Annotated in this window: 15 protein-coding genes and 1 pseudogene; 6 read left to right on the top strand and 10 right to left on the bottom strand. The window is 74.2% G+C overall.

What is annotated here, in order from left to right; all coding sequences use genetic code 11:
* Positions 1-6: 6 nt before the first annotated feature.
* Together ACFYYN_RS02825 and ACFYYN_RS02820 are read right to left on the bottom strand one after the other, a co-directional pair.
* Positions 7-912, bottom strand: a complete 906-nt coding sequence (locus ACFYYN_RS02825; protein ID WP_500330323.1) for an alpha/beta fold hydrolase — start codon at positions 910-912, stop codon at positions 7-9.
* Between the two features lie 354 nt (positions 913-1,266).
* A complete protein-coding gene (locus ACFYYN_RS02820) occupies positions 1,267-1,959 on the bottom strand; it encodes an iron-dependent transcriptional repressor DtxR (protein WP_500330325.1) in 693 nt (230 codons plus the stop codon).
* Between the two features lie 111 nt (positions 1,960-2,070).
* Here ACFYYN_RS02820 and ACFYYN_RS02815 point away from each other — a divergent pair, with 111 nt between their 5' ends.
* Entirely contained in the window at positions 2,071-2,820 is a 750-nt protein-coding gene (locus ACFYYN_RS02815; protein WP_500330327.1) for an SIS domain-containing protein, read from the top strand.
* Between the two features lie 8 nt (positions 2,821-2,828).
* On the opposite strand, the gene ACFYYN_RS02810 is transcribed toward ACFYYN_RS02815, so the two are convergent.
* Positions 2,829-4,160, bottom strand: coding sequence for a PAS domain-containing protein (locus tag ACFYYN_RS02810; protein ID WP_500330328.1), 1,332 nt, complete (start codon positions 4,158-4,160; stop codon positions 2,829-2,831).
* Between the two features lie 396 nt (positions 4,161-4,556).
* Complete coding sequence (pdxH, locus tag ACFYYN_RS02805) at positions 4,557-5,180, bottom strand: pyridoxamine 5'-phosphate oxidase (protein WP_500330373.1); 624 nt, start codon at positions 5,178-5,180, stop codon at positions 4,557-4,559.
* Between the two features lie 319 nt (positions 5,181-5,499).
* Here pdxH and ACFYYN_RS02800 point away from each other — a divergent pair, with 319 nt between their 5' ends.
* Together ACFYYN_RS02800 and thpR are read left to right on the top strand one after the other, a co-directional pair.
* A complete protein-coding gene (locus tag ACFYYN_RS02800) occupies positions 5,500-6,600 on the top strand; it encodes a citrate synthase 2 (protein WP_500330329.1) in 1,101 nt (366 codons plus the stop codon).
* A gap of 24 nt (positions 6,601-6,624) precedes the next feature.
* Entirely contained in the window at positions 6,625-7,194 is a 570-nt protein-coding gene (thpR, locus tag ACFYYN_RS02795) for an RNA 2',3'-cyclic phosphodiesterase (protein ID WP_500544421.1), read from the top strand.
* 155 nt (positions 7,195-7,349) lie between these two features.
* Here the strand turns inward: thpR and ACFYYN_RS02790 are convergent, their stop codons facing one another.
* The 3 genes from ACFYYN_RS02790 to ACFYYN_RS02780 form a co-directional block, all read right to left on the bottom strand.
* Positions 7,350-7,769 (bottom strand): CBS domain-containing protein, encoded by a 420-nt coding sequence (locus ACFYYN_RS02790; protein ID WP_326575072.1) that lies wholly within the window; start codon positions 7,767-7,769, stop codon positions 7,350-7,352.
* A 69-nt stretch (positions 7,770-7,838) separates the two neighbouring features.
* Positions 7,839-8,834 (bottom strand): aldo/keto reductase, encoded by a 996-nt coding sequence (locus ACFYYN_RS02785; RefSeq protein ID WP_500360210.1) that lies wholly within the window; start codon positions 8,832-8,834, stop codon positions 7,839-7,841.
* A gap of 33 nt (positions 8,835-8,867) precedes the next feature.
* Positions 8,868-9,560 carry a GDSL-type esterase/lipase family protein gene (locus ACFYYN_RS02780; RefSeq protein ID WP_500330374.1) on the bottom strand — a complete coding sequence of 231 codons (693 nt, stop codon included), beginning with the start codon at positions 9,558-9,560 and terminating at the stop codon, positions 8,868-8,870.
* A gap of 242 nt (positions 9,561-9,802) precedes the next feature.
* Between ACFYYN_RS02780 and ACFYYN_RS02775 the strand changes: the two genes are divergently transcribed.
* Positions 9,803-10,408 carry a mycothiol-dependent nitroreductase Rv2466c family protein gene (locus ACFYYN_RS02775; protein WP_500360209.1) on the top strand — a complete coding sequence of 202 codons (606 nt, stop codon included), beginning with the start codon at positions 9,803-9,805 and terminating at the stop codon, positions 10,406-10,408.
* A 25-nt stretch (positions 10,409-10,433) separates the two neighbouring features.
* Complete coding sequence (locus ACFYYN_RS02770; protein WP_500544420.1) at positions 10,434-11,447, top strand: TolB family protein; 1,014 nt, start codon at positions 10,434-10,436, stop codon at positions 11,445-11,447.
* Positions 11,448-11,520: 73 nt separating this feature from the next.
* Here ACFYYN_RS02770 and serC read toward each other — a convergent pair whose 3' ends face one another.
* A complete protein-coding gene (gene serC / locus ACFYYN_RS02765) occupies positions 11,521-12,639 on the bottom strand; it encodes a phosphoserine transaminase (RefSeq protein ID WP_500544419.1) in 1,119 nt (372 codons plus the stop codon).
* 86 nt (positions 12,640-12,725) lie between these two features.
* Between serC and ACFYYN_RS02760 the strand changes: the two genes are divergently transcribed.
* Positions 12,726-15,506, top strand: coding sequence for an FAD-binding and (Fe-S)-binding domain-containing protein (locus ACFYYN_RS02760; protein WP_500544418.1), 2,781 nt, complete (start codon positions 12,726-12,728; stop codon positions 15,504-15,506).
* 28 nt (positions 15,507-15,534) lie between these two features.
* On the opposite strand, the pseudogene ACFYYN_RS02755 reads toward ACFYYN_RS02760, so the two are convergent.
* Positions 15,535-16,112 (bottom strand): annotated as a pseudogene (locus ACFYYN_RS02755) (Uma2 family endonuclease).
* 136 nt (positions 16,113-16,248) lie between these two features.
* Positions 16,249-17,151: an NADP-dependent oxidoreductase gene (locus ACFYYN_RS02750; protein ID WP_500544417.1), complete on the bottom strand. Its 903-nt coding sequence runs from the start codon at positions 17,149-17,151 to the stop codon at positions 16,249-16,251.
* Between the last annotated feature and the right edge of the window lie 50 nt (positions 17,152-17,201).

Genomic DNA, 17,201 nt, shown 5'->3' with positions numbered 1-17,201 from the left:
CGGGCCTCAGGCCTGACAGACGGGCACGCCGGCGACGTCCGCCAGGAAGGTCTCGACCGCCGCGTACCAGGCTTCGGGCTGGTCCCAGGGGACGAGGTGACCGGCGTCGGGGATCTCCGCGTACGAGCCCCGGGGCAGCACGCGCACCATCTCCTGGGCCTCTGCGCGGCCCAGCTCGCCGTCCCAGCCCCGCACGACGAGGGCGGGGCAGGACACCTGGGCCAGCTCGTCCCAGTGGGCGTCGTGGATCCAGGATTCCCGGGAGCGCAGCATGTGGCGCCGTTCGAACACCGGGCGCCAGCCGTCGGCGTGCTCCTCCATCACCTCGGCGAAGAACTCCCCGCGGGCCGGGCGGGAACCCTCCAGCCACGGATCCTCCTCGCCGAACCACCGGCGCACCGCGTCGGGACCGGCGAAGGGCAGCGGCCAGGCCCTGAACCAGTCCTCCCAGCAGCGCTGGCTCGCCTCCCCGAGGGCCACCGCGCGCATGTCGCACAGCACCACGGCCCGCACCAGCGACGGGCGGCGCACGGCGAGCTGCCAGGCGGTGAGGGCGCCCATCGAGTGCCCCACGACGGTGACCGGGGCGAGCCCCAGCTGCTCGACGACGGCGGCGGCGTCGGCCACGTAGGCGTCACGGGTGTAGGGCCCCTCGGGCTTGGCGCTCCTTCCGTGGCCGCGCTGGTCCAGGGCCACCACTCGGTGGCGGGCGGCGAGCCGCCGGGCGGTGCCGGCCCACTGGGAGGCCCGTCCCATCAGGCCGTGCAGCAGCAGGACGGCGGGCCGCGGCGCCTCCTCGGGCTCGGAGGCCGGCCCCGCCCCGGGCCCGGAGGCGGGAGCGGACCCGTCGGCGTACTCCCACGTCGTGAGCGGGAGGCCGCCCGCTCCGGTGACTTCGACGCGCCTGGCCATGTGCCGCACCCCCTGGTACGTGACGTTCAGACCCCCACGCTATCGAAATCCTGTTCGATATGCGTCTTCACACGCGCAACACCGCTCTTTCGAGTGACAACGCTCAAGGATTGCCGGCGCGCGCCGAGGGGAGGACTTCAGCGGGACGCGGCCCGGCGGGGAAGACGGGCAGCGGGGAGCCACCCGGACAGCTCGGGGATCCGGGTGGGCTCCACGGGGGCCCAGGGGAGGGGAACGGGGGACGGGGGAGGAAGGGACTCCGGCGCATGGGGAGGCGCCGGGGTCCCTCGAACAACGGCCCCGGCACCGGTGGCGCCCACGACCCGGCCGGAATCCGGCCGGCGCGTGACGCGACTACCGCTTGGCGACGAACACGTGCGAGGCGGTCTCCGCGCTCAGCTCCGCGGCCTCGCCACCGCTGCCGACCAGCACACCGCCCGCCGACGGGGTCACCGACACCACCGCGCCCGGCTGCACGCCGGCCCGCCGCAGCGTGTACATCAGCTGCGCGTCCGTCTGGATGGGCTCGCCGATCCGCCGCACGACCACGCTCGCGCCGGCCACGCCCGTCTCCAGGTCGGTCAGGCTGACCATGCCCTCGTCCAGGAACGGGTCCGCGCCGTCCTTCTCGCCCAGCTCCTCCAGGCCCGGAATCGGGTTGCCGTACGGCGACTCCGTCGGGTGCCGCAGCAGCTCGAGGACGCGGCGCTCGACCGCCTCGCTCATCACGTGCTCCCAGCGGCACGCCTCGGCGTGCACGTGCTCCCACTCCAGGCCGATGACGTCGACCAGCAGGCACTCGGCCAGCCGGTGCTTGCGCATCACGCGCGTCGCGATCCGCCGGCCCTCGGAGGTCAGCTCCAGATGCCGGTCGCCCGCGACGTGCACCAGTCCGTCCCGCTCCATGCGCGCGACGGTCTGACTGACCGTCGGTCCGCTCTGGTCGAGCCGTTCGGCGATTCGGGCGCGCATGGGGACGACACCCTCCTCCTCCAGCTCAAGGATGGTGCGGAGATACATCTCCGTCGTGTCGATCAGTCCGGACATGCGCGCCCCTCGGTGGCTCGTACGTGGCCCTGGACTCAATTCTGACGCATGCGACCGACAACCGGTGCCCCGTGGTTGACAGGCGGACGCCGCGGCACCACGGTTCTCGGCATGACCGATCTGGCCGCCACATATTTCGATGCCGCCATCGCACTGCTGAGGCGCGTGAGGGACGAGGAGTCCGCGGGGATCGAGGCGGCCGCGGCCGCGCTCGCGGACACCGTGGCGGCCGGGGGACGGGTGTTCGCCTACGGCGCCGGGCACTCCTCGCTCCCCGCGCAGGACGTCGTCTACCGCGCGGGCGGCCTCGCCCTGGTGAACCTGCTCGCCGTGCCCGGCGCGGTCGGCGTGGACGTCGTCCCGGCCACGCTCGGCAGCGCGCTCGAACAGGTCGGCGGCCTGGCCCGGGTCGTGCTGCGCAGCTCTCCCGCGCGGGCGGGCGACCTCCTGGTGGTCATCTCCCTCTCCGGCCGCAACCCGCTCCCCGTGGAGATGGCACAGGAGGCCAAGGCCCTCGGGATGAAGGTGATCGGCGTCACATCGGTGGCGTACGCCAAGGAGACGCACTCACGGCACGCGAGCGGCACCTTCCTGAAGGACCACTGCGACGTCGTGATCGACAGCAAGATCGCGCCGGGCGACGCGGAGCTGTCCGTGCCGGGGATCCCGGCGCCGTTCGGTCCGGCCTCCACCGTGGTGACCAGCGCGCTGATGCAGGCCGTCGTGGCCACGGCCGCGGCGGACCTGGCCGGGCGCGGCGTCACCCCGCCCATGCTCCGCTCGGGCAACGTCGACGGGGGCCACGAGTGGAACGCGAAGGTCTTCGAGGAGTACGCGGACCGGATCTTCTACCGCCACTGAGCCCACGGTCAGGCCCGCGGCGGAAGGTCGAGCGGCGGCAGGTCGAGGGAGGCCGCCACCCGCAGCGCGACGTCCTCGGCGAAGGTGGCGTCCGCCCGGTCGAAGGGACGGCGGCCCGTGCCGCGCAGGAAGGTGAGCACGCCGAGCGTGCGGCCGCGGCTGCGGAGCACGGCGCACAGTCCGTGGACGGTGCCGTCGGGCCAGCGCCGGGCGGCGGCCCAGCCGGCGACCTGGGCCCGTGAGGCCGGCTCGGCGGCCGCGGCACCGAAGCCGGCGCGCACGGAGCCGGTACGGGCGACCGCCTGCAGGGCCGGGTGCCCCTCCCCGTACCGGACCGGGATGCCGCCGGACACCGGCAGGCAGGGCCCCGCGCCGCCGGAGGGCGTGGCGGCGACCCGGACGAGCCGGGCCCCGTCGGGCGCCAGCACGTCGAGCAGCGCGTGCTCGGCGAACCCGGCGAGGGCGAAGTCCACGTAAGCGGTCGCCGCCTCCATGGGGTCCTCGCACTCGGCAGCGGCCAGCGCGGCCCGGTGCAGCTGGTTGCTGCGGAAGCGCAGCCGCGCCGCCTCCTGCTCGGCGAGCTTGGCCTCGGTGACGTCGTGGAAGAGCCAGCCGACGCCGAGCGGCACCGGCTCCTCCCCCAGCGGCGAACCGAGCCGGACGAAGCCGCTGCGCCAGCAGCAGCGCGTGCCGCCCTCCTCCCGCAGGCCCACCCACAGCTCACTGGCCGCGGGGGGCGCGCCCTCGGCGAGCACGTGCTGCAGGGCGCTCTCCAGCTCCTCCACGCCCTGGTCGAGGAAGTCGCCCAGCGGCCGCCCGAGCGGCGCGTCCCGGCTGGTGCGCAGCACGCGGGCGGCGTACGCGTTGACCACGACGGGGCGCAGGTCGGCGTCGACGAGGACGACCCCGGTCGAGGCGTCGTCGAAGAGCGCCTCGCTGAGGGCTATCGAGCGCTCCAGGTCGATCTGGGCGTGCACCTCGGAGAAGGCGCAGTAGACCCCGGCGGGGCGCCCGTCGGAGCCGTGCACCGCGGCGGCCTGGGTGCGCACCAGCACCCGGTGGCCGTCCTTGGTCAGCAGCGCGAACTCGTGGACCTGGCGGCCGTCCGCGGCCATGGCGCCCAGCAGCCGCTCGCGCACCTCCTCGGCGTCGGCGGTGCGCGCGGCCCAGCCGGCGAAACCGCGCCGGCCGACGGCCTCCTCGGCCGTCCAGCCCAGGATGCGGGCGGCCTCCGCGTTCCAGTGCGTGATCACTCCGTCGCGGTCCAGGGCACAGAGGCCGGCCTCCATGCCGTCGAGGAGCGCGGCGAGCAGTTGCGGCGTCGCATCGAATGACTGCACGTCTGGACATTCAACCCCTGTGTGACCGACGACACAGGAACTTCACGAAATTCGGTGGCCGCGGGGCCGTGGTCCACGGGGCGGAAAGAACCGCGAGAAAAACCGCTTGTCGTCCGCCGGAGCCTTTCCTAAGGTTGCGGACACACACGAAGGGAGGTGGTCCGGAGAATGAGTTCCCATCGGACGCGTGAGGTGGCTGCGGGCTGACGCCTGCGCTCCTCGCCTGCGCGCGATGTGCGTAGCGGGCCAAATCCATCGCAGTCACCCGACCCGCGGGCTCGTCGGATTCGTCCGGCCGATGCCCGGACGGCCCGCCGTCCGGGGAGCAGCCCGCGGGTCGCCTGCGTCTGCGGGCGGTGACCGGTCCCGCCCCCCTCCCCGGGCGTCGCGCGGCCCTCAGGGCGACAGGCGCCGCACCGTCCAGCCGTCCTCCGCGGTGGTGTACACCAGCCGGTCGTGCAGCCGGTTCTCCCGTCCCTGCCAGAACTCCACGCTGCGCGCGACCACCCGGAAGCCTCCCCAGTCCGGCGGCACGGGCACGTCGCTGCCCTCGGGGTAGCGGGCCGTCAGCTCCTCGTAGCGGTGCTCCAGCTCCTCCCGCGAGCCCACCACCGAGGACTGCTCGCTCGCCCAGGCCCCGATCCGCGAGCCGTGCGGACGGGTGCGGAAGTACGCCTCGGTCTCCTCGCGCGACACGCGCTCGACGGCGCCCGCCACGATGACCTGGCGCGCGATCGGGTGCCAGGGAAAGAGCAGCGAGGCGTGCGGCCGCTCGGTGAGCTCCCGGCCCTTCCTCGACCCGTAGTTGGTGAAGAAGACGAAGCCGCGGTGGTCGTAGCTCTTCAGCAGGACCGTGCGCGAGCTGGGCAGTCCGTCCGCCCCCGCGGTGGAGACCACCATGGCGTTGGGCTCGTCGACGCGGGCGTTGACGGCGTCGGCGAACCAGCGCGCGAACTGCGTGTACGGGTCGCCGGCCAGTTCGTCCTCGGTCAGTCCGTGGGCGCGGTACTGCTTGCGCATGGCGGCGGGGTCGTGGTGGCTGTGCTGCACCCGCACATCTTGCAGCACGGCGGCGGCACCGTGTGCCGGACGGTGCGCCGGAACCCGCGCGGGACCCGCGCCGGACCTGCGCCGGAACACCCGCCGGAACATGTGCCGGACCTCACGCTTCACGTCACCTGCGGGAGGGGACAGACTTACAGGCCGGGTATCTGTGCCCTCTCGACATCGGGGGATATCGTGCGGGGCACCCAGTGCCAACCCCCATGCACCACCCCTGCACCACCCCGCGTGCCACAAGCACCACCGGATCGTCGACCGCATCAAGAGGAGCCGCCTGATGTCCGACTTCGTACCCGGACTCGAGGGAGTCGTCGCCTTCGAGACGGAGATCGCCGAACCCGACAAGGAAGGCGGCGCCCTGCGCTACCGCGGAGTGGACATCGAGGACCTGGTGGGCCACGTCTCCTTCGGGAACGTGTGGGGCCTGCTGGTCGACGGTGCCTTCAACCCCGGCCTCCCGCCCGCCGAGCCCTTCCCGATCCCCGTCCATTCCGGTGACATCCGCGTGGACGTCCAGTCGGCGCTGGCCATGCTCGCGCCGGTGTGGGGTCTGAAGCCGCTGCTGGACATCGACGCCGAGCAGGCCCGCGAGGACCTGGCGCGCGCGGCCGTGATGGCGCTGTCGTACGTGGCGCAGTCGGCGCGCGGCCAGGGGCTGCCGATGGTGCCGCAGAGCGAGATCGACAAGGCGGAGACGGTCGTCGAGCGCTTCATGATCCGCTGGCGCGGCGAGCCGGACCCCAAGCACGTCAAGGCCGTGGACGCCTACTGGACCTCCGCCGCCGAGCACGGCATGAACGCGTCCACCTTCACCGCGCGTGTGATCGCCTCCACCGGTGCCGACGTGGCCGCCGCGCTGTCCGGCGCGGTGGGCGCCATGTCGGGCCCGCTGCACGGCGGCGCGCCCTCGCGCGTGCTGGGCATGATCGAGGAGATCGAGCGGACCGGCGACGCCGAGGCGTACGTCAAGCAGGCCCTGGACAAGGGCGAGCGTCTGATGGGCTTCGGCCACCGCGTCTACCGCGCCGAGGACCCGCGGGCGCGGGTGCTGCGCCGTACGGCCAGGGAGCTGGGCGCCCCCCGCTTCGAGATCGCGGAGGCGCTGGAGAAGGCGGCCCTGGAGGAGCTGCACTCCCGGCGCCCGGACCGCGTGCTGGCGACCAACGTGGAGTTCTGGGCGGCGATCATCCTGGACTTCGCCGAGGTCCCGGCCCACATGTTCACGTCGATGTTCAGCTGCGCCCGCACCGCCGGCTGGTCCGCGCACATCCTGGAGCAGAAGCGCACCGGCCGCCTGGTGCGCCCCTCGGCCCGCTACGTCGGCCCGGGTTCCCGGGACCCGCGCGAGGTCGAGGGCTACGCGGACATCGCACGCTAGTCCGGTGCGGTGCACCCTGGGGGGATGAGGCTGTTCGTGGCCGTCGTGCCCCCCAGGTCCGCCCTCGCCGAACTGGGGGGCGCCGTCGACGCGCTCCGCGCCCTGCCGGGCGCGGACGGGCTGCGCTGGACGGAGCGTGCCGGATGGCACGTGACGCTGGCGTTCCTCGGCGAGGTGGACGAGGCCCTGCTGCCCGGTCTGGTCGAACGTCTGGACCGGGCGGCGCGGCGCCATCCGCACTGCCGGATCGCGCTGACCGGCGGCGGCCGCTTCGGCGACCGCACGCTCTGGGCCGGACTGGATGGGGACGACCTGGGACGCACCGCGGCCGCGGCGCAGGCGGCCGCCCGGCGGGCGGGCGTCCACCACGAGGACGAGCACGGCCGCTTCCACGCCCACCTGACGCTGGCCCGGCAGCGCGCCGGGCGCACCAGGGTGGGCCTGAGGCCCTTCACGGACGCCCTCGCGCAGTTCGCGGGGACCCCGTGGACGGCGGCGGCGATCTCCCTGGTGCGGAGCCATCCGCCCACACCCGGGGTGCCGGGGGCGCAACCCCGCTACGAGACGGTGCGGACCTGCCCGCTGGGGCACTGAGGCCGCCCCGTTAACCTCGACGTGTGGACCCGAAGACCCGTACCCGAGTAATGACCGCCGCCCTCGCCTTGCTGGTGGTCGTGGTGATCGTCGGCACCGTCGTGCGCGGCTAGACGACCGGAGGGGAGGGGCCGGCCCGTCTCGGCCGGCTCGTCTCAGGCGCCGGCGTAGACCCTCTCGACGAATTCCGCCACCTGTTCGTCGGTGAGGTGGCGGGCCAGGTCGGCCTCGGTGATGATGCCGATCAGCTTCTTGTCCTCGACCACCGGGAGCCGCTTGATGCGGTGCGACTCCATCTCGGTCAGGACGTCGGAGACGTCGGCGTCCGCGTCGATCCAGCGGGGGGTGCCCTCGCACAGGTCGCCGCAGGTCACCTTGGAGGGGTCGCGCCCCGCGGCGATGCACTTGGTGACGATGTCCCGGTCGGTGATGATGCCGCACATCCGGTCGTTCACGTCGTGGACCGGCAGCGCGCCGACGTTGAGCTCGCGCATGAGCTGCGCCGCCCGGTCGAGAGTCTCGGTCGCCGGTATCGCACGGGCGCCGGGATGCATGATCTCTTTGGCTGTGGTCATACCCTCATCGTGCGCCCGACCGGGTGAATCTGCGACCGGGCGCACGACGGGGCGGACCACCGCGGACGCCTACCAGGCGAAGGCCTCCGGGGACGGGCCCGGGCCCGGGAAGATCTCGTCCAGCTCGGCGAGCAGCTCCGCGGGCAGCTCCAGTTCGACCGCGCGCAGCGCGGAGTCCAGCTGCTCGCGGGTGCGCGGGCCGACGATCGGGCCGGTGATCCCGGGGCGGCCCAGCAGCCAGGCCAGGGCGACGTCACCGGGCTGCAGGCCGGCCTTGTCGACGGCGTCCTCGTACGCCTGGACCTGCTCGCGCAGGGCGCTGTCCTTCAGCGAGTCGGCGCTGCGGCCGGAGGTGGAGCGGGAGCCGCCGCCCTCGCGCTCCTTGCGCAGCGCGCCGCCCAGCAGGCCGCCGTGGAGCGGCGACCAGGGGATGACGCCCAGGCCGTACTCCTGCGCGGCCGGGATGACCTCCATCTCCGCGCGGCGCTCGGCGAGGTTGTACAGGCACTGCTCGCTGACCAGGCCGAGCGAATGGCGACGCGCGGCGGCCTCGTTGGCCTTGGCGATGCCCCAGCCGGGGAAGTTGGACGACCCGGCGTAGAGCACCTTGCCCTGCTGCACCAGGACGTCGATCGCCTGCCAGATCTCCTCCCACGGCGTCGCGCGGTCGATGTGGTGGAACTGGTAGACGTCGATGTGGTCCGTGCCCAGGCGCTTCAGGCTCGCCTCGGCGGCACGCCGGATGTTGAGCGCGGAGAGCTTGTCGTCGTTCGGCCAGGGGGTGCCGTCGGTGCCCATGTTGCCGTAGACCTTGGTCGCCAGGACGGTCCTGTCGCGGCGGCCGCCGCCCTTGGCGAACCAGCTGCCGATGATCTCCTCGGTGCGGCCCTTGTTCTCGCCCCAGCCGTAGACGTTGGCCGTGTCGAAGAAGTTGACGCCCGCGTCGTGCGCGGCGTCCATGATCGCGTGGCTGTCGGCCTCGTCCGTCTGCGGGCCGAAGTTCATCGTTCCCAGTACGAGCCGGCTGACCTTGAGTCCGGTGCGTCCGAGCTGTGTGTACTCCATGGGGACCAGCCAAGCTCTTGGAGTGCGCTCGAATCAAGCGGAGTTGAGGGGGTGTCGGTACGGCGCCCCCAGGCCCCACGCCTGGTGCGCGGCGTCGGCGAACGCGGCCGCCAGCCGGTGCTCCCCGGAGGCGTTGGGGTGGGTGCCGTCGTAGGTGTCCCGGGCGATGTCGTAGCCGGCCGGGCGGGAGGCCAGCAGCAGCGGCGAGGCCGCGGTGCCCAGGTCGGCGACGGTCTTGGCCAGGCGGGTGTTGAACTCCTCGCACTGTGCGCCGAATCCGGGGTCCTGGTCGCAGCGCGAGTTGGGTATGACGGGCAGCAGCACCGCGGCGACACGGGGGTTGGCCGCCCGCGCCCGCCCGACGAACAGCCGCACGTTGGCCTCGGTCTGCTCGGGGTTGGTGTAGAAGCCGAGGTCGATCAGCCCCAGCGAGACCAGCAGCACGTCGGGACGGTGCTCCCGCACGGCGCCCTCGATGAGCGGCGCCATGTGCAGCCACCCCTCGCCCCAGCCGGCCAGGTGGCGGCGCGCGGAGACGGGGAAGGCGGGGTCGGCGTAGCGCTGCGAGACGGCCGCGTCGGCACCGGGGTCGTGCAGCGCGGTCCGCGGGCCGACGATCTCGAAGTCCTCGCCCTCCGTCCCCAGCGACCGCAGGTGCTGCCACATGCGGTAGCGCCAGGTGTGCTCCCCCGCGCTGCCGATCGTCATGGAGTCGCCGACGAACATCCACGCCGTGCGGCGTCCGGGCGTGCGGCGGGGCCCGTCGCCGGGGCCGGGGGGTGCGCTGGACATGGAGGGGATCTTAGGGCCCGCGGGCTCCCCGGCAGGGCCCTGACCTCGGGTCCGGCGGTGTTAGCACCGTCACTGCCGCGGGGCCGGGAAGGCCGGGCGGTCAGGGTGATTGGCCCAGCGGAGAAGCCCTCGAATGGCCCTGCTGAGCGGGCCGTTCCGCTCCTAGGGTGACGGGCATGACGCACTCGGTGGACTTCTACTTCGACCCCATCTGCCCCTTCGCCTGGATCACCTCCCGCTGGATCCTGGAGGTGGAGCGGGAACGCGAACTGCGCCTGCGCTTCCGGGTGATGAGCCTGTCCGTGCTCAACGAGGGCCGAGAGGGCCTGCCCGAGCGCTACGAGCGGCTGCTGAGCACCGGCTGGGGCCCGGTACGGGTGTGCGTCGCCGCCGCACGGCACCACGGGGAGCACGTGCTGCGCGAGCTGTACACGGCGCTCGGCACCCGGCTGCACGTGCAGGACCGCCCGGCCTCCGACGAGGTGCTGCGCGAGGCGCTGGCGGAGGCGGGCCTGCCGCCGGAGCTGGCGCAGGCCGCGGGCGGCACCGCGTACGACGAGGAGCTGCGCAGGAGCCACCACGAGGGCATGGACCCGGTCGGGGAGGAGGTCGGGACGCCCACCCTGCACATCGACGGGGCCGCCTTCTTCGGCCCCGTCCTCACCTCGATCCCGCGCGGCGAGGAGGCGGCGCGGTTGTTCGACGGGGTCCGGGCGCTGGCCGGCCACCCCACCTTCTTCGAACTGAAGCGCAGCCGCACCGGCGGCCTCGACTTCGCCTGAGCCGTCCACCTGGCAGGCTTGGCGCATGCGCCCACTGCTCGCCGCGGCCGCGGCCTCCGTCCTCGTCATGGGTCCCCTCGTCGGCAGCGCGGCCGCCGACGACGGGGAGTCCGTGGCCTTCACGATGTCGGACCCGCGGATCACCGAGTCGAGCGGCCTGGTCGCCAGCCGCCTCCACAAGGGCGTCTACTGGACGCACAACGACAGCGACGACGGCCCGTACGTCTACGCCGTCGACTCCGCGACCGGCAAGACGGTCGCCACCGTCACCCTGCGCGGCGTGGGCAGCCCGCGCGACGTCGAGGCGATCTCGATGGGCCCGGACGGCGCCCTGTACGTCGGCGACATCGGCGACAACCTCGGCGGCTCCTGGCCGCACGTGTGGATCTACCGCTTCCCGGAGCCGGAACGGCTGACGGACCGGACGGTGACGGCCACGCAGTACACCGTCCAGTACGACGGCGGTCCGCGCAACGCCGAGGCGATGATGGTCGACCCCACGACCGGGCGGGTGTACATCGCGAGCAAGAACGAGGACGGCGGCGCCCTCTACGAGGGCCCGGCGAAGCTCTCCGCGAGCGGCACCAACGTCTTCCGGCGCATCGCGGCCATCCCGCTGTGGATCACCGACGGCGCCTTCTCCCCGGACGGCAGCCGGCTGGTGCTGCGCGGCTACCTCGGCGCCCTGATGTACCGCTGGTCCGACGGCACGGCGCGCCGGATCGACCAGATGCACGTGCCGCTGCAGCGGCAGGGCGAGTCCGTCGCCTTCACCCCGGACGGCCGGGCCCTGATGTACGGCAGCGAGGGCGCGGACAGCGAGGTCTGGCGCGTACCGCTGAGCGGGGACGACCTGCCCGACGCGGCCCGCCGTGCCGCCTCCTCCCCGGGGCAGTCGGGGAGTTCCTCGGCGGACGCCGCCGGTTCCGGCGCGGACGAGGCGGTCTCGACACGGCAGTTCGCACTGGGCGCCGTCACCCTGGCCGCGGTCGCGGCGTTGCTGGTGGGGGTGCGCCGGTTGCTGCGCCGGGAGCGCTGAGACGCCCCGGGAACACCGGTGGGCGGGGCGATCGCCCCGCCCACCGGCGGTGGTGGCCCCGTGGGGCCCGGGTTCAGAGCCGCTCGACGACGAAGTCGACGCAGGCGGTCAGGGCCTCGACGTCGGCCGGCTCCACGGCCGGGAACATCGCGACGCGCAGCTGGTTGCGGCCCAGCTTGCGGTACGGCTCGGTGTCGACGACGCCGTTGGCGCGCAGCACCTTCGCGATCACCGCCGCGTCGACCTCGTCGTTGAAGTCGATCGTGCCGACGACCTGGGAGCGCTTGGCCGGGTCGGTGACGAACGGGGTGGCGTACTTGGAGTCCTCGGCCCAGGTGTACAGGCGCGAGGAGGAGTCGGCGGTGCGCGCGACGGCCCAGTCCAGACCGCCCTGGCCGTTGATCCACTCCAGCTGGTCGTTCAGCAGGAACAGGGTGGCGAGCGCGGGGGTGTTGTACGTCTGGTTCTTGCCCGAGTTGTCGATCGCGGTCGGCAGGTCGAAGAAGGCCGGGATGTGGCGGCCGGACGCGGCGATCCGCGCGGCGCGCTCCAGCGCGGCCGGGGAGAACGCGGCGATCCACAACCCGCCGTCGGCGGCGAAGGACTTCTGCGGGGCGAAGTAGTAGACGTCGGTCTCGGCGATGTCGACCGGCAGGCCGCCCGCGCCGGAGGTGGCGTCGACCAGGACGAGGGCGCCCTCGTCGGCGCCGGCCACGCGCCGCAGCGGCATCGCGACACCGGTGGAGGTCTCATTGTGGGTGAAGGCGTAGACGTCCACACCTGCTTCGGCGGCCGCCTCGGGGTGCGTGCCCGGGTCGGCGGAGATCACGGTCGGCTCGTCCAGCCACGGCGCCAGCTTGGCCGCCGTGGCGAACTTGGAGGAGAACTCGCCGAAGCTGAGGTGCTGCGACTTGCGCTCGATGAGCCCGTGCGTGGCGATGTCCCAGAAGGCGGTGGAGCCGCCGTTGCCGAGCACCACCTCGTAGCCCTCGGGGAGCGAGAAGAGCTCGCGGATGCCGTCCCGGACCCGGCCGACCAGGTCCTTCACCGGCGCCTGCCGGTGAGAGGTGCCCATCAGCGAGGTGCCGGTGGCGGCCAGGGCGCTGAGCGCCTCGGGCCGCACCTTGGAGGGGCCCGAACCGAATCGTCCGTCGGCGGGCTTGATGTCAGCGGGAATCTGGATCTCGGCCACGTCTCGCAGCGTAGTGCGTGACGACCCGGTTACGGGCTCCGGTCCATCCGGTGAGACATGCGGCGCGGTGGGGCAGGCTGAGGGGCATGGCGGACGATCTGCGGCACAGACTGCGCCGCGAGCTGGAGCGGGCGGTGCGGGGCGAGGTCTCCTTCGACCCGCAGAGCAGGGCGCTGACCACGATGGACGCGTCCAACTACCGGCGCGTTCCGGTGGCCGTGGTCGCGCCGCGCGACGCCGACGACGTGGCCGCGGCGCTCGCCGTGTGCCGGGCGCACGGGGTGCCGGTGGTGCCGCGCGGCGGCGGCACGTCGATCGCCGGGCAGGCGACGGGCACCGGGGTCGTCCTCGACTTCACCCGGCACATGCACCGGATCGTGTCACTCAGCCCCGAGGCGTTGACGGCCCGTGTGCAGCCGGGAGTGGTCCTGGACGACCTGCGGCGCGCCGCCGCCGCGCACGGGCTGACCTTCGGCCCCGATCCGTCCACCCACAGCCGCTGCACCCTCGGCGGCATGATCGGCAACAACGCGTGCGGCCCGCACTCCGTCGCCTGGGGCACCACCGCCGACAACGTCCGGGCCCTGGAGTGCCTCACCTACGGCGGCGAGCCGCTGCGCACCGCCGACCCGCTCCGCGCCGACCTGCGGGAACTGGTGGACGGCCATCTCGCCCTGCTGCGCACCGGCTATCCGCAGCAGCTCCCCCGCCGCATCTCCGGCTACGCCCTCGACGCCCTGCTCCCCGAACGCGGCCGGGACCTGGCCCGGGCCCTGACCGGCAGCGAGGGCACGCTCGCGGTGCTCACGGAGGCCGAGGTCCGGCTGGTGCCCGCGCCCCCGGTGCGCGTCCTGGTCGTCCTCGGCTACCCGGACGAAGGCGCCGCCGCCGACGCCGCGAACGGCCTGCTGCCGTACGGCCCGCTGACGGTGGAGGGCATGGCCGCCGACCTGGTGGGCGGCGAGGCCGCCGGGCTGCTGCCGCGGGGCGGCGCGTGGCTCTTCGTCGAGATGCCCGGCACCGGCGAGGCGGAGGCGCTGCGGCGGCTCGCCGACGCGGGCGACTCGGTCGTCGTGACCGACCCCGTCGCGCAGCGCAGGCTGTGGCGGATCCGCGAGGAGGCCGCCGGCACCGCCACCCGGACACCCGGGGGCGCGGAGGCCTGGCCGGGCTGGGAGGACTGCGCGGTGCCCCCGGCGCGGCTCGGCGCCTACCTGCGCGCATTCCGTGCGCTGCTGCGCGAGCACGGCCTGCACGGCACCCCCTACGGGCACTTCGGCGACGGCTGCATCCACGTGCGCATCGACTTCGACCTGCTCGGCGCGGCCGGTGTGGCCCGCTTCCGGCGCTTCTCCGAGGACGTCGCGGAGCTCGTCGTCGCCCACGGCGGCTCGCTGTCCGGGGAGCATGGCGACGGGCAGGCCCGCGCGGAGCTGCTGCCCAGGATGTACGGCGACGAACTGGTCGCCCTCTTCGGCCGGTTCAAGGACGCACTGGACCCGGCGGGCGGCCTCAACCCCGGCATGCTGGTGCGGCCCGAACCGCTCGACGCCCACCTGCGCTTCGCCGTCCTGCCGCACCGGCCGGTCGACGTCGCCTTCGGCTACCCCCACGACGGAGGGGACTTCTCGGCGGCGGTGCGCCGCTGCGTCGGCGTCGCCAAGTGCCGTGACACGGGCGGGGGTCCGGGGGCCGGGGATCCGGAGGCGGGCGTCATGTGCCCCTCGTACCGGGCGACGCACGAGGAGCGGCACTCCACGCGAGGCCGGGCCCGGCTGCTGCACGAGATGCTCGCCGGCGAGATCGTCACCGGCGGCTGGCGCTCGCCGGAGGTCCTGGACGCCCTGGACCTCTGCCTGTCCTGCAAGGGCTGCCGCTCGGACTGCCCGGTCGGCGTCGACATGGCCACCTACAAGGCGGAGTTCCTCCACCACCACTACCGGCGGCGGCCGCGGCCCGCCGCGCACTACCTGATGGGCGGGCTGCCGACGTGGCTGCGCGCGGCGGCCCCGCTCGCCGGGACCGTGAACGCCCTGGCACGGGTACGGCCGCTGGCCGCCGTGGCCAAGCGGGCGGCGGGCGTCGCGCCCGAGCGGGAACTGCCGCCGCTGGCCGAGGAGCCCTTCGTGCGCTGGTGGCGGCGGCAGGAGCCCGCGCCGGAGGCCGGAGGGACCGTGGTGCTGTGGCCGGACACCTTCACCGACCGCTTCTCCCCCGAGGTCGGCCGCGCCGCCGTACGCGTCCTGCGGGCGGCCGGATTGCGCGTCGTGCTGCCGCCGGGACGCGTCTGCTGCGGCCTGACCTGGGTCTCGACCGGCCGCCTCGACCGGGCCCGGCAGGTGATGCACCGCACGGTCCGGCGGATGGCCCCCGTGGTCGCCGCCGGTCATCCCGTCGTCGTCCTGGAGCCGAGCTGCGCGGCGGCGCTCCGTACCGATCTGCCCGAACTCCTGGGCACCGACGAGGCGCGGGCCCTGGCCGGTTCCGTACGCACCTTCGCGCAGGTGCTGGAGGAGCGGGCCCCCGGCTGGACGCCGCCCCGCCTCGACCGGCCGGTCACCGGCCAGACCCACTGCCACCAGCACGCCGTCCTGGGCGACGCCGCCGAGCGCCGGCTGCGCTCCCGCGCGGGCCTCACCGGCACCCTGGCCTCCGGCTGCTGCGGCCTGGCCGGGAACTTCGGCTTCGAGCGTGGCCATTACGAGGTCTCCGTCGCCTGCGCCGAGGAGCGTCTGCTGCCCGCCGTCCGTGCCGCCCGCCCCGGCACGGCCGTCCTGGCGGACGGCTTCTCCTGCCGCACCCAGCTCGCCCAGCTCGGCGGGGTACGCGCCCGGCACCTCGCGGAGCTGCTGGCGGACGGGCTGTGAGTCGGCGGACCGTGGCGAGGACCGGGCCTCAGAACTCCGCTGTGTCCAGTACGAGTCCGAAGGGCTCGGGCAGCCGCAGCGGCGTGCCGGAGGGATGCGGGCCGTCCACCACCCGGTAGCCGAGCTCCCCCCGGCTCCGCCTACAGGGTGCAGCTGCGCTCCTGACGGTCGACGAGGAGGTACAGCGGGGCGCCGTACTCGGCGTAGCGGCGGCGTTTGACGATCCGGTCGGTGTCACCGTTGGACTCGGAGGTGACCTCCACCACCAGCAGGGTCTGGTGGGGGACGAGAGCGTCGGCTTCCGCCAGGTCTTCCGGCACGACGGCCAGCTCCGGCACGTACCAGCTGCCGCTGCCGGGAAGGTCCGGGTTTCCCGAGCCCGAGAGGCACCCCATCTTCTGCACGACGGGGTCGATCTGCCGACGGATCATGGCTGCGGCCCTCTCATGCCCCCATGTAGGTGGCACCACTTGCCGGATGACCCCTCGACGATCTGCACCCGGTCCTCCCGTGGTGCCGGATCGCGTACTTGAGCGCGGTTTCCGGGTCGTCCGGCGCGTACGAACCGGCGGCCGCCCGAGACGCCCAGTGGGGCTGTGAGCTCATCGGTCCTCCAGGGGGCTCCGCACACGCGACTGACGACACCTCCGATCCTCGGGCAGCCGCCGCCCGCCCGGGGCGCCCCGATCGCACAGTCACTCGAAACGATGAAGCACCCCCGAGGTCACCGACGCCGCCGGGGTCACGGCACCAGCACGAGCCTCCCCCGCACACCCCCCTCCGCGAGGCGGGCGTGGGCCTTGGCGGCCTCCTCCAGCGGGTAGGTGTCGGCCACCCGCGTGGTGAGCACGCCCCGGTCCAGCAAGGCCACGAGTTCCGCGAGGCGCCCGCCGTCCGGCTGGACCTGCACGGCGGCGACCCGGATGCCGCGCTCGGCGGCGGGCACCGCGTCGGGCCGGACGGTGACGTAGCCGCCGCCGTCCGGTACGGCCGCCAGGGCGGGGGCGCCGAGCGCCGCCGCGTCGAGGGCGGCGTCGGCGCGGACGCCGTCCAGGGACGACACGGCCTCGTCGGCGCCCAGTTCCCGCAGCAGCGGGAGGTCGGCGGGGCGGGCCAGGGCGACGACGTGCAGCCCCGCGTGGCGGGCCAGCTGGACGGCGTAGCCCCCGACCGAGCCCGCGGCGCCGGTGACCAGCACGCGGTCGCCGGGCCGGGCGGCCAGCAGGCCGAGCGCCTGGTCGGCGGTGAGGGCGTTGGTCGGGAGGGTGGCGGCGTGGACGGGGTCGACGGACGAGGGGGCCGCGGCGAGGGCGTCCGCGCCCAGCACGACGTACTCGGCGTGCGCCTTGGTCCGCTGCCCGAACCCGCCCACCGCGCCCACGACGGCCGTGCCCGGCACGGGGGCGGAGACCCCGGCGCCGACCGCGTCCACGGTCCCCGCGACGTCCCAGCCCATCCCGAGGAAGGCCCCGGGCACCAGCGCCCCGGCCCCGAGCAGACCGGCCCTCACGGCCAGGTCGGCGGGGTTGACCCCGGCCGCGGCCACCCGCACCCGGACCTCGCCGGGGCCCGGCTCGGGCAGCGCCACCTCGGCGACCTCCAGCACCTCGGGCCCGCCGAATTCCCTGATCACGACAGCACGCATGGCAGAAGCTCCCTGTTCCTGAGGATGTGACGGCGACTGGTCCCGCCGCC

It is taken from the genome of Streptomyces sp. NPDC001902 (assembly GCF_042891295.1).
Lineage (GTDB): Bacteria > Actinomycetota > Actinomycetes > Streptomycetales > Streptomycetaceae > Actinacidiphila.
The sequence above is the reverse complement of the archived record's forward strand: the minus strand, read 5'-3'. Positions and strand labels throughout refer to the sequence as shown.

Excerpts from the sequence above, each read along its gene's own strand:
- ACFYYN_RS02825 (WP_500330323.1), bottom strand. The coding sequence starts at position 912 with ATGGCCAGGCGCGTCGAAGTCACCGGAGCGGGCGGCCTCCCGCTCACG.
- ACFYYN_RS02820 (WP_500330325.1), bottom strand. The coding sequence starts at position 1,959 with ATGTCCGGACTGATCGACACGACGGAGATGTATCTCCGCACCATCCTT.
- ACFYYN_RS02815 (WP_500330327.1), top strand. The coding sequence starts at position 2,071 with ATGACCGATCTGGCCGCCACATATTTCGATGCCGCCATCGCACTGCTG.
- pdxH (WP_500330373.1), bottom strand. The coding sequence starts at position 5,180 with ATGCGCAAGCAGTACCGCGCCCACGGACTGACCGAGGACGAACTGGCC.
- ACFYYN_RS02800 (WP_500330329.1), top strand. The coding sequence starts at position 5,500 with ATGTCCGACTTCGTACCCGGACTCGAGGGAGTCGTCGCCTTCGAGACG.
- thpR (WP_500544421.1), top strand. The coding sequence starts at position 6,625 with ATGAGGCTGTTCGTGGCCGTCGTGCCCCCCAGGTCCGCCCTCGCCGAA.
- ACFYYN_RS02790 (WP_326575072.1), bottom strand. The coding sequence starts at position 7,769 with ATGACCACAGCCAAAGAGATCATGCATCCCGGCGCCCGTGCGATACCG.
- ACFYYN_RS02785 (WP_500360210.1), bottom strand. The coding sequence starts at position 8,834 with ATGGAGTACACACAGCTCGGACGCACCGGACTCAAGGTCAGCCGGCTC.
- ACFYYN_RS02780 (WP_500330374.1), bottom strand. The coding sequence starts at position 9,560 with ATGTTCGTCGGCGACTCCATGACGATCGGCAGCGCGGGGGAGCACACC.
- ACFYYN_RS02775 (WP_500360209.1), top strand. The coding sequence starts at position 9,803 with ATGACGCACTCGGTGGACTTCTACTTCGACCCCATCTGCCCCTTCGCC.
- ACFYYN_RS02770 (WP_500544420.1), top strand. The coding sequence starts at position 10,434 with ATGCGCCCACTGCTCGCCGCGGCCGCGGCCTCCGTCCTCGTCATGGGT.
- ACFYYN_RS02760 (WP_500544418.1), top strand. The coding sequence starts at position 12,726 with ATGGCGGACGATCTGCGGCACAGACTGCGCCGCGAGCTGGAGCGGGCG.
- ACFYYN_RS02750 (WP_500544417.1), bottom strand. The coding sequence starts at position 17,151 with ATGCGTGCTGTCGTGATCAGGGAATTCGGCGGGCCCGAGGTGCTGGAG.